The sequence below is a fragment of the Nonomuraea sp. NPDC003709 genome (assembly GCF_040610775.1).
In the GTDB taxonomy this organism is placed as follows: Bacteria; Actinomycetota; Actinomycetes; order Streptosporangiales; family Streptosporangiaceae; genus Nonomuraea; species Nonomuraea angiospora_A.
Genome location: NZ_JBEXMW010000001.1, coordinates 492,396 through 510,557 on the forward strand (window position 1 = coordinate 492,396; position 18,162 = coordinate 510,557).

15 protein-coding genes are annotated in these 18,162 nt (G+C 69.0%); 7 read left to right on the top strand and 8 right to left on the bottom strand.

Going from position 1 to position 18,162, the window contains the following annotated elements; genetic code table 11:
* Positions 1-56 precede the first annotated feature (56 nt).
* Complete coding sequence (locus tag ABZX61_RS02370; protein WP_355190840.1) at positions 57-884, top strand: L,D-transpeptidase family protein; 828 nt, start codon at positions 57-59, stop codon at positions 882-884.
* Here the strand turns inward: ABZX61_RS02370 and ABZX61_RS02375 are convergent.
* From ABZX61_RS02375 to ABZX61_RS02395, 5 genes are all read right to left on the bottom strand, one after another.
* Positions 881-2,302, bottom strand: a complete 1,422-nt coding sequence (locus ABZX61_RS02375) for an FAD-binding oxidoreductase (RefSeq protein ID WP_355190842.1) — start codon at positions 2,300-2,302, stop codon at positions 881-883. The two genes, ABZX61_RS02370 and ABZX61_RS02375, sit on opposite strands and share 4 nt — an antisense overlap.
* Before the next feature lie 88 nt (positions 2,303-2,390).
* Positions 2,391-4,034 (bottom strand): NADH-ubiquinone oxidoreductase-F iron-sulfur binding region domain-containing protein, encoded by a 1,644-nt coding sequence (locus ABZX61_RS02380; protein ID WP_350728446.1) that lies wholly within the window; start codon positions 4,032-4,034, stop codon positions 2,391-2,393.
* A gap of 49 nt (positions 4,035-4,083) precedes the next feature.
* A complete protein-coding gene (locus ABZX61_RS02385; RefSeq protein WP_355190844.1) occupies positions 4,084-4,872 on the bottom strand; it encodes a hypothetical protein in 789 nt (262 codons plus the stop codon).
* Positions 4,873-5,016: 144 nt separating this feature from the next.
* A complete protein-coding gene (locus ABZX61_RS02390; RefSeq protein WP_355190846.1) occupies positions 5,017-6,534 on the bottom strand; it encodes a DUF1996 domain-containing protein in 1,518 nt (505 codons plus the stop codon).
* Positions 6,531-7,127, bottom strand: a complete 597-nt coding sequence (locus tag ABZX61_RS02395; protein WP_355190847.1) for a DUF4142 domain-containing protein — start codon at positions 7,125-7,127, stop codon at positions 6,531-6,533. Before ABZX61_RS02395 ends, ABZX61_RS02390 begins: the two co-directional genes overlap by 4 nt.
* A 160-nt stretch (positions 7,128-7,287) precedes the next feature.
* Between ABZX61_RS02395 and ABZX61_RS02400 the strand changes: the two genes are divergently transcribed.
* From ABZX61_RS02400 to ABZX61_RS02415, 4 genes are all read left to right on the top strand, one after another.
* Complete coding sequence (locus tag ABZX61_RS02400) at positions 7,288-7,842, top strand: sigma-70 family RNA polymerase sigma factor (RefSeq protein WP_221519425.1); 555 nt, start codon at positions 7,288-7,290, stop codon at positions 7,840-7,842.
* Positions 7,842-8,039 carry a zf-HC2 domain-containing protein gene (locus ABZX61_RS02405; RefSeq protein WP_355190849.1) on the top strand — a complete coding sequence of 66 codons (198 nt, stop codon included), beginning with the start codon at positions 7,842-7,844 and terminating at the stop codon, positions 8,037-8,039. The genes ABZX61_RS02400 and ABZX61_RS02405 overlap by 1 nt, the downstream gene beginning before the upstream one ends.
* Positions 8,040-8,138: 99 nt before the next feature.
* Positions 8,139-8,942, top strand: coding sequence for a tryptophan 2,3-dioxygenase family protein (locus tag ABZX61_RS02410; RefSeq protein WP_350728449.1), 804 nt, complete (start codon positions 8,139-8,141; stop codon positions 8,940-8,942).
* A gap of 38 nt (positions 8,943-8,980) precedes the next feature.
* Complete coding sequence (locus ABZX61_RS02415; RefSeq protein ID WP_355190852.1) at positions 8,981-13,855, top strand: NAD-glutamate dehydrogenase; 4,875 nt, start codon at positions 8,981-8,983, stop codon at positions 13,853-13,855.
* A 168-nt stretch (positions 13,856-14,023) separates the two neighbouring features.
* Here ABZX61_RS02415 and ABZX61_RS02420 read toward each other — a convergent pair whose 3' ends face one another.
* Genes ABZX61_RS02420 through ABZX61_RS02430 form a run of 3 tightly spaced genes read right to left on the bottom strand, consistent with a single transcriptional unit; the run spans position 14,024 to position 15,826 of the window.
* Positions 14,024-14,506 carry a Clp protease N-terminal domain-containing protein gene (locus tag ABZX61_RS02420; RefSeq protein ID WP_355190854.1) on the bottom strand — a complete coding sequence of 161 codons (483 nt, stop codon included), beginning with the start codon at positions 14,504-14,506 and terminating at the stop codon, positions 14,024-14,026.
* Complete coding sequence (locus ABZX61_RS02425; protein WP_350728452.1) at positions 14,503-14,733, bottom strand: hypothetical protein; 231 nt, start codon at positions 14,731-14,733, stop codon at positions 14,503-14,505. The genes ABZX61_RS02420 and ABZX61_RS02425 overlap by 4 nt, the downstream gene beginning before the upstream one ends.
* 46 nt (positions 14,734-14,779) lie before the next feature.
* Positions 14,780-15,826 (bottom strand): hypothetical protein, encoded by a 1,047-nt coding sequence (locus ABZX61_RS02430; RefSeq protein ID WP_355190856.1) that lies wholly within the window; start codon positions 15,824-15,826, stop codon positions 14,780-14,782.
* Positions 15,827-15,947: 121 nt separating this feature from the next.
* Here ABZX61_RS02430 and prfB point away from each other — a divergent pair, with 121 nt between their 5' ends.
* Both prfB and ftsE read left to right on the top strand, forming a co-directional pair.
* Positions 15,948-17,066: a peptide chain release factor 2 gene (gene prfB / locus ABZX61_RS02435; protein WP_355190858.1), complete on the top strand. Its 1,119-nt coding sequence runs from the start codon at positions 15,948-15,950 to the stop codon at positions 17,064-17,066.
* Positions 17,067-17,457: 391 nt separating this feature from the next.
* Positions 17,458-18,147, top strand: coding sequence for a cell division ATP-binding protein FtsE (gene ftsE, locus ABZX61_RS02440; RefSeq protein ID WP_020541427.1), 690 nt, complete (start codon positions 17,458-17,460; stop codon positions 18,145-18,147).
* The last annotated feature ends 15 nt before the right edge of the window (positions 18,148-18,162 follow it).

Consider the following 18,162-nt stretch of genomic DNA (forward strand, 5'->3'; position numbering starts at 1 on the left):
GTTGGATGTGAATTATCGGCGATCTGGGTACGCGTCGATTTATGAGGATAAGGGGAATGGCGGCGCTGGCCGCGGGATGTTTTCTGCCGCTGCTGGCCGCGGCGCCCGCTCTGGCGGACGAGCTCCCGCAGGGGGACCCGGGCGTCCAGACCGACACGGGCGTCCCGGCGGTGGAGGCGGTGCCGGACGTGCTGCCGGACCCGGTGGTGGAGACGGTGCCGGAGCCGGTGAAGCAGGTCCGGGTGGTCAAAGGCGTCAAGGGCTCCCGCGCCGGGAAGATCGGTGTGCTGCGGCCGGGCGACCGGGGCGAGATGGTCAGGCAGCTCCAGCGGCGCCTGCACGACGGCGGCTTCTACTTCGGCCAGGCGCACGGCGTCTATGACGAGCAGACGAGGTACGCGGTCTGGGGGTTGCACAAGAGCAGGGGGATGGTGCCGAGGGGCGAGGTGGGGCCGAAGACGTGGGCGGCGCTCAGGCGGAGCAAGGGCCTGCGCCCGCTGGTGCCGCAGGGCGGCGCGAACCGGATCGAGATCAGCCTGACCCACCAGCTGCTCACCATCTATCGCGACAACCGCCCGGTGCTGGTCACCCACGTCTCCACCGGCGCCGAGGAGCAGTACTGCGAGAAGGGCCACTGCGGCAACGCGATCACGCCGGTGGGCGACTTCCGGGTGACCAGGAAGGCGCCCGGCTGGACGACGGGCCTGCTGGGCTCGATGTTCAACTCGCTCTACTTCGTCGGCGGCATCGCCATGCACGGCTCGACGGAGGTGCCGCTCAGGCCCGCCTCGCACGGCTGCGTACGCATGCCGCTGTCGACCTCCGTGCGCGTGTTCAACATGGTGAAGGAGGGGGAGCCGGTGTACGTACGCGGACAGATCTAGATGCCCTGGGGCAGCCGGAACAGCCGGCCGGGGTCGTACGTGGATTTCACCTCGGCCAGCCGGGCCGCATTGGGCCCGTAGTACGCATTTCGCCAATTACTCAAATCGGGGTCGATGTAATTAACGTAAGCATGATCACCGAAAAATGGTGACATGTCGGAATGTAGCCCGCGCAGCCACCGCCGATCCGTCCCCTCCGCGTAATACTGCACGCTGTAAAGCGCCGCCCGATGCGGGAACGCCGTGTCCGCCGGACCGACCCGGCCGATGGCCCCGCCCATGGCGTCCAGCAGCACCGAGTGCCGCCCGCCCCGCGCCACCCCGTCCACCAGCGCCCGCACGCCGTCCGCCGGCAGCTTCCGGTACGCCATGTGCGACTTGGCCGCGAACGCCTCCCGCGGCATCCGCCGGCACTCGGCGATCGACATGGCCGCGCAGCCGCCCATGATCTTCATGCCGTCCAGATAGGGGACCGTCCGGGCCGAGCGGGAGGAGGGCTGCCCGATCTTGCCGACGAGCGGGGCCAGCAGCCGGTCGAGCGCGGGCTTGCCGCCCACGTACGTGCCGACGATCGCGACGTCCAGGCCGCCGCCCGAGCGTCCCAGGTGCAGCGAGGACCACAGCTCGTCCGGCGCCGAAGGCCCCCACGACTGCCACGCCTTGACCGCGGCCCCCGCCTTGGCCCACGGCCAGTGCAGGAAGAACACCGTGACGTCGCGCGCCGCGAACGTCCTGAACGTGAAGGACACCGCCACGCCGAAGTTCCCGCCGCCACCGCCCCTGCAGGCCCAGTAGAGGCCGGTGTTGCGCGCGGCGTCGCAGTCCAGCGTCCGGCCGTCGGCCGTGACGACGCGTACCGACTGGAGGTTGTCGCAGGTGAGCCCGTACTTCCGGGACACCACGCCGATGCCCCCGCCGAGCGTGAGACCGCCGACGCCGACCGTGGGACAGGAGCCTGCGGGGATGCTCACGCCGTGGCGGGCGAGCTTGTCGTAGACGTCGATCAGCTTGGCGCCCGCGCCGATCGTGGCCCGGCCGCCCGCATAGGCGACCGAGCTCATCCTGGACACGTCGATCACCAGCCCGGGGCCCGTGGACCAGCCCGCGTAGGAGTGACCTCCCGAACGGGTGGTGACCGGCACGCCGCCGGTGCGCGCGAACGTCAGGCATGCCGACACGTCGGCCGCGTTCGCACAGTAAGCGACCCCGCCCGGCCGGATCCGGTCGTAGGCGGGGTTGTACAGGCGGCGCGCGGTGTCGTACCCGGCGTCGCCCGGCAGCACGAGCGTGCCCTTCAGCTGTCTCCGCAGCCTCGCCCAGTTGGGCGGCGGCGCGGAGAGCCCGGACGTGCCAGTAGACCGCGCGGTGGCGGCCAGCGGGGCGAGCGCGGCGACATGCAGAAAGTCCCGGCGGTCCATGGACGCCTCCGTGTGATCGGTGTTGAGCCGCTCGGTGAGACGTCCGGATGACCCGCCAGGTTTGGTCACATCTCCATCACTTCAGAGCTCAGCCGGCGCTCCCTCCGAACGCGCTCCTGGGAGTGGCGCCCCCCACCCGGGTGAGCCGCGGCGGGCCGCTCTTCTCGGACTTCTTGAGGGCTCCGTCCTTGACGAGCCGCAGCGGCGAGGCGGCCGGCTTCGGAGCCGGACCACCGTGACCGTCTCCCGTGGTCTGGACCATCCGCAGGGCCAGCGCGGGGCACATCTCGACCGTGCGCCGCGCCTCCTTGGCCATCCAGCCCGGGACGGTCCTGAACGACGGGAACCCGTAGTCGTCCAGTTCCACGAACTCCGGCAGCAGATGGGCACAGAGTCCGTGTCCCGCGCAGCGGGACCAGTCGACCTCCAGCCGGTACTCCACGTAGTCCTTCTCGGGCTCGGGCATCGGCAGCGCGCCGCGGACCGGCCGGCCGCACGAACCGTGCTCGAGGTGGAGCGCGATCTCGCTCTCGAACGCGTCCAGCGCCGACAGCACGAACTTGGCCGTGCCGTCCGGGTGGAAGCACGCCCCCCGCCGCTCGACGCCGCGCACGCAGCGCCGTACGGCGTCCACGGAGCCGCTGCCCTCGACCAGCGCGTTCATGGCCCACGCCAGGTCCGGCAGGCCGAGCCGGCACGGGCCGCACTGGCCGGCCGACTCGCCCGCCAGGTAGGAGGTGACCCGGGCGGCCTCGCCCAGCGAGCACGTCGACTCGCCGAGCGGGACGATGATCCCGGCCCCCAGGGTCGCGCCGGCGAGCTTCATGCCCTCGCGCGAGATCACGGCCGTCTGCGCCACCTCGGCCGACAGCCAGGCGCCGTGGTAGCCCCCGATGAGCACCCCGTCGCCGATCTCGGCCTCGGTGAGCGCGAGCACGTCCGCCAGGTACGTGCCGGTCGGCGCCTCGATGACCGCGCCGTTGGCCGCGCCGCCGCTGACGGTGAGCAGGATGGTGCCGGGCTCCTTGGGCGTGCCGACCTCGGCGTACCTCTCCGGGCCGAGCTCGGCCAGCAGCGCCAGCTGCGCGTACGTCTCGGTGTTGGACAGCAGGGTCGGCAGCCCGTCCACGCCGCTGATCGCGGCGCGCCTCTTGCGGCCGGGCGGGATGCCTATCTCGCCGTTGACGGCGTTGACGAGCGCGCCGCCCTCGCCGGAGATGAACCGTTCCTTGATCCCGACCACCCGGATCGGGATGCGGCTCTCCGCGCCGCCGGCGACGTTCGCGGCCCGGCGCTCGTCCACGGCGGCGCTGACGGACGCCTCGGCGACCTCGCCGCCGGCCGTGGCGAGAACCACCTCGCGGGCGCCCAGCGCCTCGGCGGCCAGCACGGCGCCGTCGAGGACCAGGTGGGGGTTGCGGGTGAGCAGCATGGCGTCCTTGGAGCTGGCCGGCTCGCCCTCGGCGCCGTTGATGAGGACGACGCACTCGCCGCTCGAGCCCACCGCGTCGGCGACGGCCCGCAGCTTGCGCGCGAACGGGAACGCCGCGCCGCCCCGGCCGCGCATGTCCACCTCGTTGGCCATCGAGATGAGCTGATCCAGGTCGCGCGGCTTGGGGGAACCGTGGAGGGTGCGGTGGGCGGGCAGGTCCAGTCGGCGGGTCTGGTCCAGCCCGGCGGTCAGCCGGGCCGGACCCATCCGTAAGACCCGCGGCACTCGGGCCGGAATCACGATCGCTCCTGTCGGGTTGCGGGGGTCAACCGGGTCTCCTGAGGCGGTCTCATCCGGCCTCCCGATACCTGCGCCGCGCGTCGGCGAGGCTTACCGGTGCGTTCCTTCTCTGGGCCGGGCCCGGGCCCGCGGCCGCTGCCGCAGCTGCCGCGGCGGCGGCGTTCCCCGCCGCGACCTTCTGCGGCTGCTCGGCGGGTACGCCCATGGCGGCGGGGTTGGTCACCGCCGGCCCCTGGATCTTCTCGAGCGTGACCGGCGGCCGGAAGGCCGCGGCCAGCACGCGGATGACCAGCGCTCCGCCGACCGCCGCGATGCTGGCCACGTAGGACCAGGCCACCCAGCCGGCCGGCGGACGGCCGGCCGTCAGGCCGTGCATGATGGCGACGGGCCAGCCCAGGTACGCGACCGAGTGCATCACCCGCCACATCCATGGCCTGGCCTTCGCCGCCCAGCGCCTCCTGAGCAGTCCCGTGGCCACGGCCACGATCATCATGTCGAAGGCCAGGATGCCGAGACCCTTGTTGATTCCGGCGATCGGGACGACCGCCGCGCCCGGCGGCACGTGGCCCAGGCTGATCATGAGGGAGATGTGCGTGATCAGGAAGATCATCCCGAGAAGGCCGAAGGCCTTGTGGGCGAGCTGCGACCTGACCCGGTTGACCGGAGACAGGAAGACCCGCTCGGTGGTGATGATGCCGAGCGCGACGGTCGCGGTGAAGGTCACCAGGGCCATCACGCCCACGTAGAACTCGAGGAAGCCGACCACCCGGCCGAGGATTGCTATGCCACGGTCTGTCCTGGTCAGCGCGAACGCCGACAGCACGACTGCCATGACCATGGCGCTGGCTCCCAGTCGGACACTGCGGGTGTCTAACTTGGTGGGAGTGTGCCGGGGGTGTCGTCTGTGGAGCATCTAAGGTTCCCTCCAAGGTCGGGTGAGGGTGCGACTCGGAAGGCTGGGTAGCCCGTGAGGGCTTTCAGATCAGCATCGGCGGCCCCGGTTGATGCAAGAGACGACGAACTGCATCAGCCGGTCGGGCATCACGTTCGCGAAGTCGGCGTGGTCGGTGACGGGGTTGTGCTTCTGTTCAGGGAAGGCGTCCACGGCGAATGACGGGCCTTGCGGCACGGTGTACGTGAGGGTCATGCGCAAAGCCGGCACCGCCTTGGTTCCTTGCGGGCAGGCGCCACCCTGTCCAGGGAAGACCACGTGCGTTCGGTGATTGGCGCTATCAGTGTTCTGGCCGTCCCAGCAGCTAGGGAAGTCCAGAATACGAACGACTTGGCTGCCGCGCGGGCAAAGCGGATATTTGTCGGGACTTATGCGGTTTTGGAATCCCGTGCAGCTCCAGGCGGCCCTGGCGTTGCCGGCGCCGTTGGTGGCGGCCTTGGCGTCACCGGTGATCAGCCTGAGGAACCTCGGCATCGCGACGACCTGGGAGCTGGCGTTGCCGCGGAACTGGAGCGTCACGGAGCGTGCACGCAGCACCTGGCCGACGTTGCCGTCCGCATCCTGAGTGTTCACGTCCACCTTGCGGTCTCTGAGGACCGGCCAGAAGTAGGTGGATTTATCGCCCAGCCGGCACGTGGTGCCCGCGGCGGCCAGGCTCTCGTCCGTGGAGAAGCCGTCCGTTGACAGGTTGCCCACGTAGTCGTGGAGGTGGTGGGCTCCGTTGCTCACGCCGGGGGCGACGATGAAGTTGTCCGGGTTGTTGTGGCCGTTGCGGTTCGTCCCGCACGCGGAGACGAAGGTGCCGCGCGAGCCGCCCCTGCCGATGCGGGCGTCAAGCTGACGCGGCGCCACCTGGCGGATGTCGACGAAGTCCTCGACGAACGGGCCCAGGTCGGCGCACTCGTTCTCGTTGTGCTCCTCGGACGCCGTGGGGGACGGGCTGGGGGAGGCGCTTCCGTTGCCGTTGTTCCCGTTGTTGCCGTTGTTCCCGTTATTACCGTTGTTGCCCTGGCCGGGGTTCCTGGTCGGCCGGTTGCGGCGGCCGAACGTCTCGGCGGTCTGCTCCGGGTCGGGGTTCTGGGCGTCAGGGTTCTGGGCGTCGGGGTTCTGGGCGTCGGGGTTCTGGGCCGGGTCGAGCACGGCGCGCCCGCCGCCCTGGCCCTGCTGGTCGGCGTTCTGCTGCTGGTCGCCGTTCTGGTCCTGCTGCTGGCCCTGCTGCTGGTTGTTCTGCTGCTGGCCGTTCTGCTGGTTGTTGTTCTGCTGGTTGTTGTTCTGGTCTTGGTTCTGCCCGTTCTGATCCTGGTTCTGGTTCTGGTCCTGCTGGTTCTGATCCTGTCCCTGCTGATCTTGATCTTGTTGCTGGTCCTGGTTCTGATTCTGGTTGTTGTTCCGGTTCCGCTGACCCTGCTGCTGCTCCTGGGAGGCCTGTGCCGGGTCGCAGTGGTCGGCGCGCGCGGGGCCGACGCCGATGACGGCCGCGGACACCAATCCGCCGGCCACCACGGCCAAGGCGGACACGGCCGAGGCCATGCGTCTAGATCTCGTCATGCGTCTCTCCTCTTTTCAACCGCCATCGCGACGGGTGGAGCTGGTGAGGGCGTCGGAGGCTCGGGCAACTGCGTGTGATCGACCAGGCCGGTGGACTCCAGGAGCGTCATGTGGCGCATGACGAAGTTGATGCCTTCCTGGGCGAACTTCCTGATCTCCGCATTGCGCGTACCGGCCCGTACAGCCGCCACGACGGTGAAGACCTTGCCGTGCGCGGCACGCAACAGGTTCGCGAAGTCCTGGTCGAAGGCGGGTCCGCGCTCCGCAGCCAGCTGGGCCATCCAGCTCTGCTGATCGGCGTTGGGCTCGCTGGGCAGTGCCACACCGAGCTTCTTGGCGGTTTGCCGTGTCATCAGGTCCAGCCTCTGGTGGTCCTGCATGATCAGCCTGCCGACTTCCTTGACGCGCTGGGACTCGGCGCGGGTCTGGGCATAGTCGCCCGCGGGCATCTCCCAGAGACCGGCCTGCCGTACCTTGATGAGCAGGTCACGGTCGGCGGCCGTGACGGGCCCCGATGATGTCTGGGTCGCCGCAGTGGCGGCGGGATCGATCGAAGGCGGCATGACCAGCACGATCGTCACCGCGGCCGCCACGACGAAGCCACCGAGCATGAACAGCTCGCCACCGCGCAAAAGCCTGTGCATGGTCGGAGGTACGCGAGTCTCTCGGGCTTGGTTCAGCACATGGCCGGAGATAGTTAGAAATGACTGGAGTTATCGGAGTGGCTACCGCTGAGATAACGAAGGTGTAAAGATGTGCCCCGTGCTAGGTCACCTCGACGGCAGGTTCGAGAGTGCGGATGCCGAGGCGGAGCATCGCATCGCGGTGCTTTACCAGGAGTTCGGCGGCCCTCTGCTGCGCCACGTACGCAAATCGACAGGTAACGACCTTCAATGGGCCGAAGACGTGGTGCAGGAGACGCTCGTCCGAGCCTGGAAAAACTCGGCAAGACTGCAGTGGGAACCAAGCCTTATATGGGCGTGGCTACTGACGGTAGCCCGCCGCATCGTTATCGATGGACGTCGACGGAAGAGCGTCCGGCCTCAAGAGGTCGAGCCGCCCGAAGTCGACATGATGGCCGTACCCGACGGCTCGGAGCGAGCTCTGTCGCGGATGGTCGTCGCCGACGCCCTTCGCAGCCTCTCTGAAGAACACCGCGAAGTCATAGAGCAGACCTACCTCCGAGACCGTACGATTAGTGAAGCGGCGGAGATACTGGGGATACCTCCGGGCACGGTGAAGTCCCGGCTCTATTACGGGATCCGGGCTCTCCGCGAACTGCTGCGGGACAAGGGGGTAGCCGGCTGATGCATGACGAGGTGGCTGCCTATGTCCTCGGAGTCCTCGATGAGGATGAGCACGAGGCCTTCGAACGCCACCTCGATACGTGTGAGATATGCCAGGCGGAGCTGATTGAGCTTGCCGAGCTTCCGGAAGAGCTCGACGAGCTCAAGAACGCTCCCGCAGCCTCCGATGACGACCCCCCGAGGTCGATGTCACGCTGACGTCTGTACGTTGACGTCTGTGCCCTTTTCGGGTGGTATCGGTACGGCGAGGCGTTGCGTCCGGTGTAGCGTGACCGGACGGTCAGGGGGAGGTGTTCGGTGGGCATCGACGGAGATGCGCCCGTTCCCCCGCATCGGCGGTTCGGCGAGGAAGGCGGCCGGCTGTCGTACGGCGGCTACCTTCGCCTGCCCGCGCTTCTCGCACAGCAACGGCCACAGTCGGAAGCGCCCGACGAGCTGCTCTTCATCACCATCCACCAGGTCTACGAGCTGTGGTTCAAGCTGCTGCTCCACGAGCTGGAGAACGCCCGCGAGGCCATGTTCGCCGGCGAGCTCTGGCGGGCCAGGCACCTGTTCCGACGGGTGCACGCGGTCGAGAAGGTGCTGATCGAGCAGGTGGACGTCCTGGAGACGATGACGCCCCAGGACTTCCTCATGTTCCGGGAGAAGCTGGCGCCCGCCAGCGGCTTCCAGTCGGTGCAGTTCCGGGAGCTGGAGTTCCTGTCCGGGCTGAAGGACGAGCGCTATCTCGGCAGCTTCAGGCACGCCAGCGACACGGAGCTCGCACGGCTGCGCCGCAGGCTGGAGGAGCCCTCACTGTGGGATGCTTACCTCACCGCCCTCTCCCAGCGTGGCCTGCCGGTCTCCGACGACGAGATCATGGGCTCGCTGCTGGCCGTGGCGAGGGACCGCGGGTCGTACGACGACCTGTGGCAACTGGCCGAAGACCTGCTGACGCACGACGCGACCGCCGCGCAGTGGCGGACGCGTCATGTCCAGATGGTCGAACGTCAAATCGGCACCAAGTCGGGCACCGGCGGCTCGACAGGCGCCCCCTATCTACGCGGCAGAACGCGTTTGCACTACTTCCCGCTGCTGTGGGAACTAAGGGCCTGGCTATGAACAGCTTTGGCAAACCCTCACAAAGGAGTGAGACCGAAATGCCCCTCGACGAGGCCAAGGACGAGCTGCTCCAGCGAGCCGCGGAAAGTTGCGCGGCGAGCAGCGAACATGTGGGCCCCGAGGAGGCCCTGTCCTTCCTCCGGTTCTACTACCGGCACGTCGCGCCGGAGGACCTGCTCGACCGCAACCCCGTTGACGTGTACGGCCCCGCGATGTCGCAGCGGCAGCTGGCCGAGGTCCGCCCCCAGGGCCGGGCGGTCGTCCGCGCCTACACCCCCACGCTGGACGAGAACGGCTGGGACCCGGGCCACTCGGTCGTCGAGGTGGTCACGGACGACATGCCGTTCCTCGTCGACTCCGTCACGATGGAGCTCGACCGTCACGACCTGGGCATCCACCTGCTGGTCCACCCCCAGATGCGGGTGCGCCGCGACATGACGGGCCGGATGCTCGGCCGCGGCCAGGAGGACGTCACCGGCCAGATGCTGGTCGAGTCGTGGATGCACATCGAGGTCGACCGGCAGGCCGATCCCGAGGCGCTCAAGGCGCTCGAGGCCGACCTGCAGCGGGTGCTCACCGACGTGCGCCACGCGGTCGAGGACTTCAGGAAGATGCGGGCGCTGGCCGTACAGACCGCCGAGGACCTGGGCATGAGCCCGCCGCCGCTGGAGCCCGCGGAGGTCGAGGACAGCATCGACCTGCTGCGCTGGCTCGCCGACGGGCACTTCACCTTCCTGGGCTACCGCGAGTACCGGCTCGAGCACACCGACGAGGGCGAGACGCTGCGGGCGCTGCCGGGCGCGGCGCTGGGCATCCTGCGCGACGACAAGGTCGGCTCGGAAAGCTTCTCGGCGCTGCCCGCCGAGGTGCGCGCCAAGGCGCGCGACAAGCAGCTCGTGATCACCACCAAGGCCAACTCGAGGGCCACCGTCCACCGGGCGACCTACCTCGACTACATCGGCGTCAAGATCTTCTCGTCCGAGGGCGAGGTGATCGGCGAGCGGCGCTTCCTGGGCCTGTTCACGCACGTGGCGTACAACGAGTCGATCTCCAGGATCCCCGTGCTCCGCCGGAAGCTGGCGGAGGTGCTGGACAGGGCCGGGCTGGCGCCCGACAGCCACGACGGCAAGGACCTGATCGAGATCCTCGAGACGTTCCCGCGCGACGAGCTCTTCCAGACCTCGATCGACCAACTCCTGCCGATCGCGCTGGGCGTGCTGCGGCTGCGCGAGCGCAAGCAGGTCAAGCTCTTCCTGCGCCGCGACGACTACGGCCGCTACATCTCCTGCCTGATCTACCTGCCGCGCGACCGCTACACCACCAAGGTGCGGCTGAAGATGCAGGAGGTGCTGCTGAAGGCCCTGGGCGGCAAGTCGCTCGACTACAGCGCGATGATCGGCGAGTCGGTGCTGGCCCGGCTGCACGTGGTCGTGCGGGGCGAGCGGGGCAAGCAGCTCCCGCCACCGAGCGTGGACGTCGAGGAGCTGGAGGCGCGGCTGGCCGCCCTGACCCGCTCCTGGGAGGACGACCTGGCCACCGAGCTGGGGCGGAGGACCGCCGAGGACGAGGCGCCCGCGCTCATCAAGCGGTACGCCTCCGCGTTCCCCGAGGGCTACAAGGCGGACTTCCCGCCCAAGGTGGCCGTCGTGGACCTGCGCCGCCTGGAGGACCTCGTGGCCGTGGGCGACGGCGCGGAGGTGGACATCAACCTCTACGAGCCGTACGACGCGGCCGAGGGGGAGCGGCGGCTCAAGATCTACAAGGTCGGCTCGCCCATCTCGCTCTCCGAGGCGCTGCCGCTGATCCAGCGGCTCGGCGTCGAGGTCGTGGACGAGCGGCCGTACGAGATCGACCGCGACAACGACCCCAACACCAAGAACGCCTGGATCTACGACTTCGGCCTGCGGTACACGCCGACGGAGGAGGTCGGCAGGGACGACTTCAAGCGGCTGTTCCAGGACGGGCTCAGCGCCCTCTGGAAGGGGCAGGTCGAGGCCGACGACCTCAACTCGCTCATCCTGAGCGCCGGGCTGACCTGGGAGCAGGTCGAGATCCTCCGGGTGTACGCCAAGTACCTGCGCCAGGCCGGAGGCACGTTCTCGCAGACCTACATGGAGCGGGTGCTGGCCGGGAACGTGCGGCTGGCGCGGCTGCTGGTGAGCTTCTTCGAGGCCAAGCTCGATCCGCGGCGCGGCGAGGACGTGCGGCTCGATCTCGCCGAGGCGCTCAACGAGGAGATCCTGGGCGCGCTCGACGAGGTGGCCTCGCTGGACGAGGACCGGATCCTGCGGGCGTACCTGGAGATGATTCAGGCGACATTGCGCACGAATTACTTCCAAAGGGTCGATGGGCACCGCAAACCGTACATATCCCTCAAGTTCGACCCGCAGGCGATCAGCGTCCTGCCGCTGCCGCGGCCAAAGTACGAAATATTCGTCTATTCGCCGCGGGTCGAGGGCGTGCACCTGCGCTTCGGGAAAGTGGCGCGGGGCGGGCTGCGGTGGTCGGACCGGATGGAGGACTTCCGTACGGAGATTCTCGGCCTGGTAAAGGCGCAGATGGTGAAAAACACCGTCATCGTCCCCACTGGGTCTAAAGGCGGATTTGTCGTCAAACAGCCGCCTGTGTCCGGAACGCGCGAGGAGATGCTCGTCGAAGGCGTCGCCTGCTACCGGACGTTCATCTCCGGCCTGCTCGACGTGACCGACAACCTCGTGGACGGCAAGGTCGTGCCGCCGCCCGACGTGGTCAGGCACGACGGCGACGACACCTACCTCGTGGTCGCCGCCGACAAGGGCACCGCGACCTTCTCCGACATCGCCAACAGCGTGGCCAAGGAGTACGGCTTCTGGCTGGGCGACGCGTTCGCCTCCGGCGGCTCGATCGGCTACGACCACAAGGCCATGGGCATCACCGCCCGCGGAGCCTGGGAGTCGGTCAAGTACCACTTCCGGACCACGGGCCTGGACGTGCAGAGCACCGACTTCACGGTGGCCGGCATCGGCGACATGTCCGGCGACGTGTTCGGCAACGGCATGCTGCTGTCCCGCCACATCCGGCTGGTGGCCGCCTTCGACCACCGGCACATCTTCGTCGACCCCTCGCCCGACGCGGCCGCCTCGTACGCGGAGCGGCAGCGCCTCTTCGAGCTGCCACGCAGTTCCTGGGAGGACTACGACGCCAAGCTGATCTCGGCCGGCGGCGGCATCTTCCCCCGTACGGCCAAGTCCATCCACATCACGCCGCAGATGCGCGAGGCGCTCGGCATCCCCGCCGGGGTCACCTCCCTGGCCCCCAACGACCTGATCAGCGCCATCCTGCGGGCCCCCGTCGACCTGCTGTGGAACGGCGGCATCGGCACCTACGTCAAGGCCGGCTCCGAGTCCAACGCGGACGTGGGCGACAAGGCCAACGACGGGCTGCGGGTCAACGCCGCGGACCTGCGCTGCAAGGTCATCGGCGAGGGCGGCAACCTGGGGTTCACCCAGCTCGCCCGCATCGAGTTCGCGCTGAACGGCGGGCTGGTCAACACCGACTTCATCGACAACTCGGCGGGGGTCGACACCTCCGACCACGAGGTGAACATCAAGATCCTGCTCGACCAGGTCGTCCGCGACGGCGAGCTGACCGACAAGCAGCGCAACCAGGTCTTCACCTCGATGACCGACGAGGTCGCCGACCTGGTGCTGCGTGACAACTACGCGCAGAACGTGGTCCTCGCCGCGGCCCGCACCCAGGCCGTCGAGATGCTCCACATCCACTCCCGATACCTGCGCCGCCTCGAACGGGACGGCCTGGTCAACCGGGAGCTGGAGTTCCTGCCCTCGGACAAGACGCTGGCCGAGCGCCGCCAGGCAAGGCTCGGCCTGACCGCGCCCGAGTTCTCCGTCCTGCTGGCCTACACCAAGCTGGTCGCCGACGCCGAGCTGCTGGGCTCCGACCTGCCCGACGACCCCTACCTGGCCTCGTGGCTGGTGTCGTACTTCCCGTCCGCGCTGCGCGAGCGCTTCCGCCCCTACATGGACGCCCACCCGCTGCGGCGCGAGATCATCACCACCTGCGTGGTGAACGAGCTGGTCAACTCCATGGGCACCACGTTCATGTACCGCTTCGGGGAGGAGACCGGGGCCTCGACCCCCGACATCGTGCGTGCCTACCTCGTGGCGCGCGAGGTGTTCGACCTGCCCAGCTTCCACCGGGCCATAGAGGCGCTGGACAACAAGGTCGACACGGCCACCCAGATCGCCATGCTGCTGGAGGCCCGCAAGCTGGCCGAGCGCGGCACCCGCTGGCTGCTGGTCAACCGCCGCCCGCCGCTGGACCTGGCAGGGTCGGTCGCCTTCTTCATGAAGGGCGTCAACGGCCTGCTGACCCACATCCCCAAGCTGCTGACCGGGCCCGACCTGGCCGCCTACGAGGAGCGCCGCGACTCGTTCGTGGCCAGGGGGGTGCCGCTGGAGCTGGCCGAGCGGGCGGCCGCCATGGTGCCCGCGTACTCCATGCTGGACCTGGTGGAGGTGGCGTCGCTGACGGGCCGCCCGGTCGCCGAGGTGGCGGAGGTCTACTTCGACCTGGCGGACCGGCTCCAGCTGGCCCGCCTCCGGGAGCGCATCATCGCGCTGCCCCGGGACAACCGCTGGAACTCGATGGCCCGCTCCGCCCTGCGCGACGACCTCTACGCCGCGCACGCCTCGCTGACCCGCGACGTGCTGGCCCACAGCACGCCGGGGCTGCCGCCGGAGGAGCGGCTGGCCCGGTGGTCGGAGGCCAACTCGGCGGCGGTCTCCAGGGCGCGGCAGACGCTCTCGGAGATCTGGGAGAGCGACCACTTCGACCTGGCCACCCTGTCGGTCGCGCTGCGGGCGATCCGGACCCTGGTGGCGGCCAGCAACCTCCCGCACACGGAGGCGTAGCCAGGCCGCTGTGCTTACGGTGGCCCGGCCCGGCCGCCGTGCGTACCGCGGTCCGGGTCCGGCCCGGCCGCTGTGTCTACAGCGGCCCGGGCCTGTGCTCGGCCATGCCCCGGTGGTGCGCCCGGAGCGCCGCGTGGCGTGGGGCGCCTTCCAGGGCGCTCCAGGGGGTCACCAGCTCCCGTCCGCCAGTACCTGCCGGAGGCGGGTCGCCAGCGCGGCCCGGTCCACCCCTGCCAGGGTGAGCGCGCGGGGCACGGTGCCGACCTCGGCCTCCAGGATCCCGAGCACCAGGTGGCCGGGTCTGAGGTCCTTCTTGCCCGTGGCGGAGGCGAAGCCGCGTTCGAGGGAGAGCCGTCCCGAGGCCCCCAGGCTCACACGGCGGTCCGGGTCGGGGGTCGGCGCCGGGAGGCCGAACGAGGCGGCCGACACCCCGGCCGTGCCCAGGCTGTGCTCGAACTCCCGGTCCAGCGCGTCGCGGATCGCCCGGCGGTCCAGCCCCACCGAGGTCAGGACCTCGCGGGCGGCGGTGCCCTCCTGGGCGGCGATGCCCAGGAGCAGGTGGTGCGCCTCTATCGCGGCGGACCCGTCCTGCCTGGCCTCGGTCTGGCCGTGCAGGATGACGGCCTGGATGTAGTGGTCGATCGCGCTCACTGTCGTCTCCTCAGCGTGACGCCGGCGGCGATGAGCCGCTTGACGTGCTTCTTGTGCACCGCTTGACGGGTGACTCCGAGCGCCTCGGCGACCTGCGGCCAGCTCCAGCCGGCCCGCATCGCCTGCTCGACGGCGGCGTCCTCCAGCTGATCGGCCAGGCGCCGCAGTGCGACCACGGCCGCCAGCGCGTCAGCGGGCTCCTGGGGTTCGGGAATGTCGGCCGGCATGCAAGCAACCATAGTTGCCTACAGGCGAATTAGTCAACTCAAGTTGCTACTGGCCCGAGGCGCGTGTCAGGGCGCCGTCGTGGGCGATGACGTCGGCGGCGGCGGGGGCCTTCAGGGGAGGCACCACGGTGGCGTACTGGTGTGTCTCGATCAGTCGCAGCGTCTTGCGCACCTTCGGTTTGCCGAGCGCCCATTGGGCCGGCTCGGGCACCGAAATCCCCTCGTCCTCGGCCGCCTTCGTCACGGCGGTCGTGGTCGACGTCCGCGACAGCGAATACTGGATCAGCGCCCCGCCGTCCTTGGTCCGCAGCGAGTACACAGGGAAGTTGTCGGCGCTGAAGATCGAGTCGTAGCTGTAACCGCCTTGCTCTGTACTGTTCTTGAGAACATCCCGGAGATGGGCGATCTGCGCGGCCACCTCGGTCGTGTACGGCCCCGGCGCGAGCAGCCCGGCCGTGGGCCCGGCCGCCCCTGTCTCGGCCACGCTGGCGTGCACCGGACCCATGAACTGCGGGCTGATCGTGACCGTCTTGTCGTCGGGCGCCACCGCGGTCGCGTAGCCGTCGGCGTCGAGCTGGATCTCCGGCACCTCCTGCCCGGGCAGGAGCTCGGCCGCGGAGCTGAGCCGCCACCGGTCGGCGGACTTGGCGAACGTCAGCAGGGTCGGGCTGCCGTCGCGCGTCACCAGCGCGCTGAACCAGGGCGCCTGCTCCGTCGGCGCGAACCTCGGCACGAACAGCTTCGGCGTCCCCCACCTGTAGCGGGCAGGCGCGAAGTCATGCGACAGGAACGCCGCCGCGGTCAGCGGCAACTGCCCGCCTGTCACGACGTCCTTCAGCTCCATGTCCAGGCGTCCCTGGAACTCGCTCGGAGCCCGCAGCGTGTCGTCGGTGGCCGTGAACTTGAAGAACTCCTCCGTGGCCTCGGCCTGAGTGACGGCCGTCATGGGGACGGAGGGCGAGGGGGACGCGGACGCCGACGAGGTCGCGGCCGCCTTGGACGGCTCGGCCGGGGCATTGCCCGTGCAGGCGGTCGCCGCGGCCAGTACGCCGGCGGCGAGCGCCAGCACCTTCCGCCGACCGTATGCACGCACCTCGCCATGTTATTCGCGACCGCGGGGCGACGGGCCCTCCGGTGCCCGAACAGAAGCCGCCTTTTGACGACGTGGGCGGGATGGGGGGCGCAGCCCTCCGGGGGAAGTAGGCTTGGGAGACGTGGCAGGCATCGATCCGGCAGAAGAGATCAACGAGCTCGCGGGCACGCTCCGCAGCATCCAGGACGTGCTCGACCTCGACGCGATGCGCAAGCAGATCGAGGAGCTGGAGCAGCAGGTTGCCGCACCGGACCTGTGGGACGACCCCGACCAGGCGCAGAAGGTCACCAGCAAGCTCTCACACCTCCAGGGTGAGCTCAACCGCGTCGACGGCGTCGCGCGCCGCCTCGACGATCTCAACGTCCTCTACGAGCTGGCGGCCGAGGAGGGCGACGACGACACGCGCGCCGAGGCCGACAAGGAGCTTGAGACGCTCAAGTCCGACATCGGGGCTCTAGAGGTGCGCACGCTGCTCTCGGGCGAGTACGACGCCCGTGAGGCGCTCGTCACGATCAACTCCCAGGCGGGCGGGGTCGACGCCGCCGACTGGGCCGAGATGCTGCTGCGCATGTATCTGCGCTGGGCCGAGCGCAAGGGCTACTCGACCGAGGTCTACGACACCTCCTACGCGGAGGAGGCCGGCATCAAGTCGGCCACGTTCACGATCAAGGCTCCCTACGCGTACGGCACGCTCCGTGGCGAGCACGGCACCCACCGGCTGGTCCGCATCAGCCCGTTCGACAACCAGGGCCGCAGGCAGACCTCGTTCGCCGGGGTCGACGTCGTGCCGGTCGTCGAGCAGACCGACCACATCGACATCATCGAGGACGAGATCCGCGTCGACGTCTACCGGTCGAGCGGCCCGGGCGGCCAGGGGGTCAACACGACCGACTCGGCGGTGCGCATCACGCACCTTCCGAGCGGCATCGTCGTCTCCTGCCAGAACGAGCGCTCGCAGCTCCAGAACCGCGCCACCGCCATGAACGTCCTGCAGGCCAAGCTGCTGGAGCGTAAGCGGCAGGAGGAGGCGGAGAAGATGTCGGAGCTGCGCGGCGCCACCACGACGTCCTGGGGCACGCAGATCCGCAACTACGTGCTGCACCCGTACCAGATCGTGAAGGATCTACGCACGGCCACCGAGGCGGGCAACCCGTCGGCGGTGCTCGACGGCGACCTCGATGAGTTCATCGAGTCCGAGATCCGCTGGATGCGCCGCCAGGAGTCGGGGACCGCCGACTAGAGCCCGCTCAGGTGCTTGAGCACCAGGCTCACGAAGAGCAGGACGACCAGTAGCAGGGCGATCAGAGCGGGTGACAGCCCGGCGAAGCCGTGCTGGTGCATCCGCTCCCTGCTGGCTCGGCAGGTGGGGCAGCGTCCCTCGATCACAGGGTGGGCGCACTGCGCGCATACGAGGTGTTCACAACTCATGACAGCCCCAAGTCTAGCCGCACAATCGTTTTGTTTCCGTTATGGACTTTCCATGCCAGTCTTCCCCCTAGACTGTCGTCTGGCCAATCGGAACGTCGATCAACAGTAAAGACCGCGTAACCCGATCGGCCGGTGGCGGGAAGTGGGCATGTGCCACCCTCGCTTCCGTCCTGACCCCTAGACTGGCATGCCGTGATGCTCTCGTGATCCATTTCGATAATGTCACCAAGGTCTACGCGAACCAGAACCGGCCCGCCCTCGACCACGTGTCCGTAGACGTGGACAAGGGCGAGTTCGTGTTCCTCGTCGGTCCCTCGGGATCAGGCAAGTCCACGTTCCTGCGTCTGGTCCTCAAGGAGGAGCGGCCCAACTCCGGTGCGATCCATGTCGCTGGCAAGGACCTGGCCCGCCTCTCCAACTTCAAGGTGCCGCACCTGCGCCGCCGCATCGGCTGCGTGTTCCAGGACTTCAGGCTGCTCCCGAACAAGAACGTCTACGAAAACGTGGCGTTCGCCCTCGAGGTCATCGGAAAGCCCCGGCGGTTCATCCGCAAGGTGGTGCCCGAGGTCATCGAGCTGGTCGGCCTGGAAGGCAAGGCCCACCGCATGCCCGACGAGCTGTCCGGCGGCGAGCAGCAGCGCGTCGCCATGGCCCGCGCGTTCGTCAACCGGCCGATGATCCTGCTGGCCGACGAGCCCACGGGCAACATCGACCCCGCGACGAGCATCGGCATCATGAAGGTGCTCGACCGCATCAACAGGACTGGCACCACGGTCGTCATGGCCACGCACGACGCGGCCATCGTCGACTCCATGCGTAAGCGCGTGGTGGAGCTGGAGGACGGCAAGATCGTCCGTGACCAGTCGCGTGGCGTGTACGGCCAGGCGTACTGACAGGGAGCTGCAGAC

What these genes read in the sequence shown, in the direction of transcription:
- ABZX61_RS02370 (WP_355190840.1), top strand. Translation starts at nt 57, where the DNA reads ATGGCGGCGCTGGCCGCGGGATGTTTTCTGCCGCTGCTGGCCGCGGCG.
- ABZX61_RS02375 (WP_355190842.1), bottom strand. Translation starts at nt 2,302, where the DNA reads ATGGACCGCCGGGACTTTCTGCATGTCGCCGCGCTCGCCCCGCTGGCC.
- ABZX61_RS02385 (WP_355190844.1), bottom strand. Translation starts at nt 4,872, where the DNA reads ATGGTCATGGCAGTCGTGCTGTCGGCGTTCGCGCTGACCAGGACAGAC.
- ABZX61_RS02390 (WP_355190846.1), bottom strand. Translation starts at nt 6,534, where the DNA reads ATGACGAGATCTAGACGCATGGCCTCGGCCGTGTCCGCCTTGGCCGTG.
- ABZX61_RS02400 (WP_221519425.1), top strand. Translation starts at nt 7,288, where the DNA reads ATGTGCCCCGTGCTAGGTCACCTCGACGGCAGGTTCGAGAGTGCGGAT.
- ABZX61_RS02405 (WP_355190849.1), top strand. Translation starts at nt 7,842, where the DNA reads ATGCATGACGAGGTGGCTGCCTATGTCCTCGGAGTCCTCGATGAGGAT.
- ABZX61_RS02415 (WP_355190852.1), top strand. Translation starts at nt 8,981, where the DNA reads ATGCCCCTCGACGAGGCCAAGGACGAGCTGCTCCAGCGAGCCGCGGAA.
- ABZX61_RS02425 (WP_350728452.1), bottom strand. Translation starts at nt 14,733, where the DNA reads ATGCCGGCCGACATTCCCGAACCCCAGGAGCCCGCTGACGCGCTGGCG.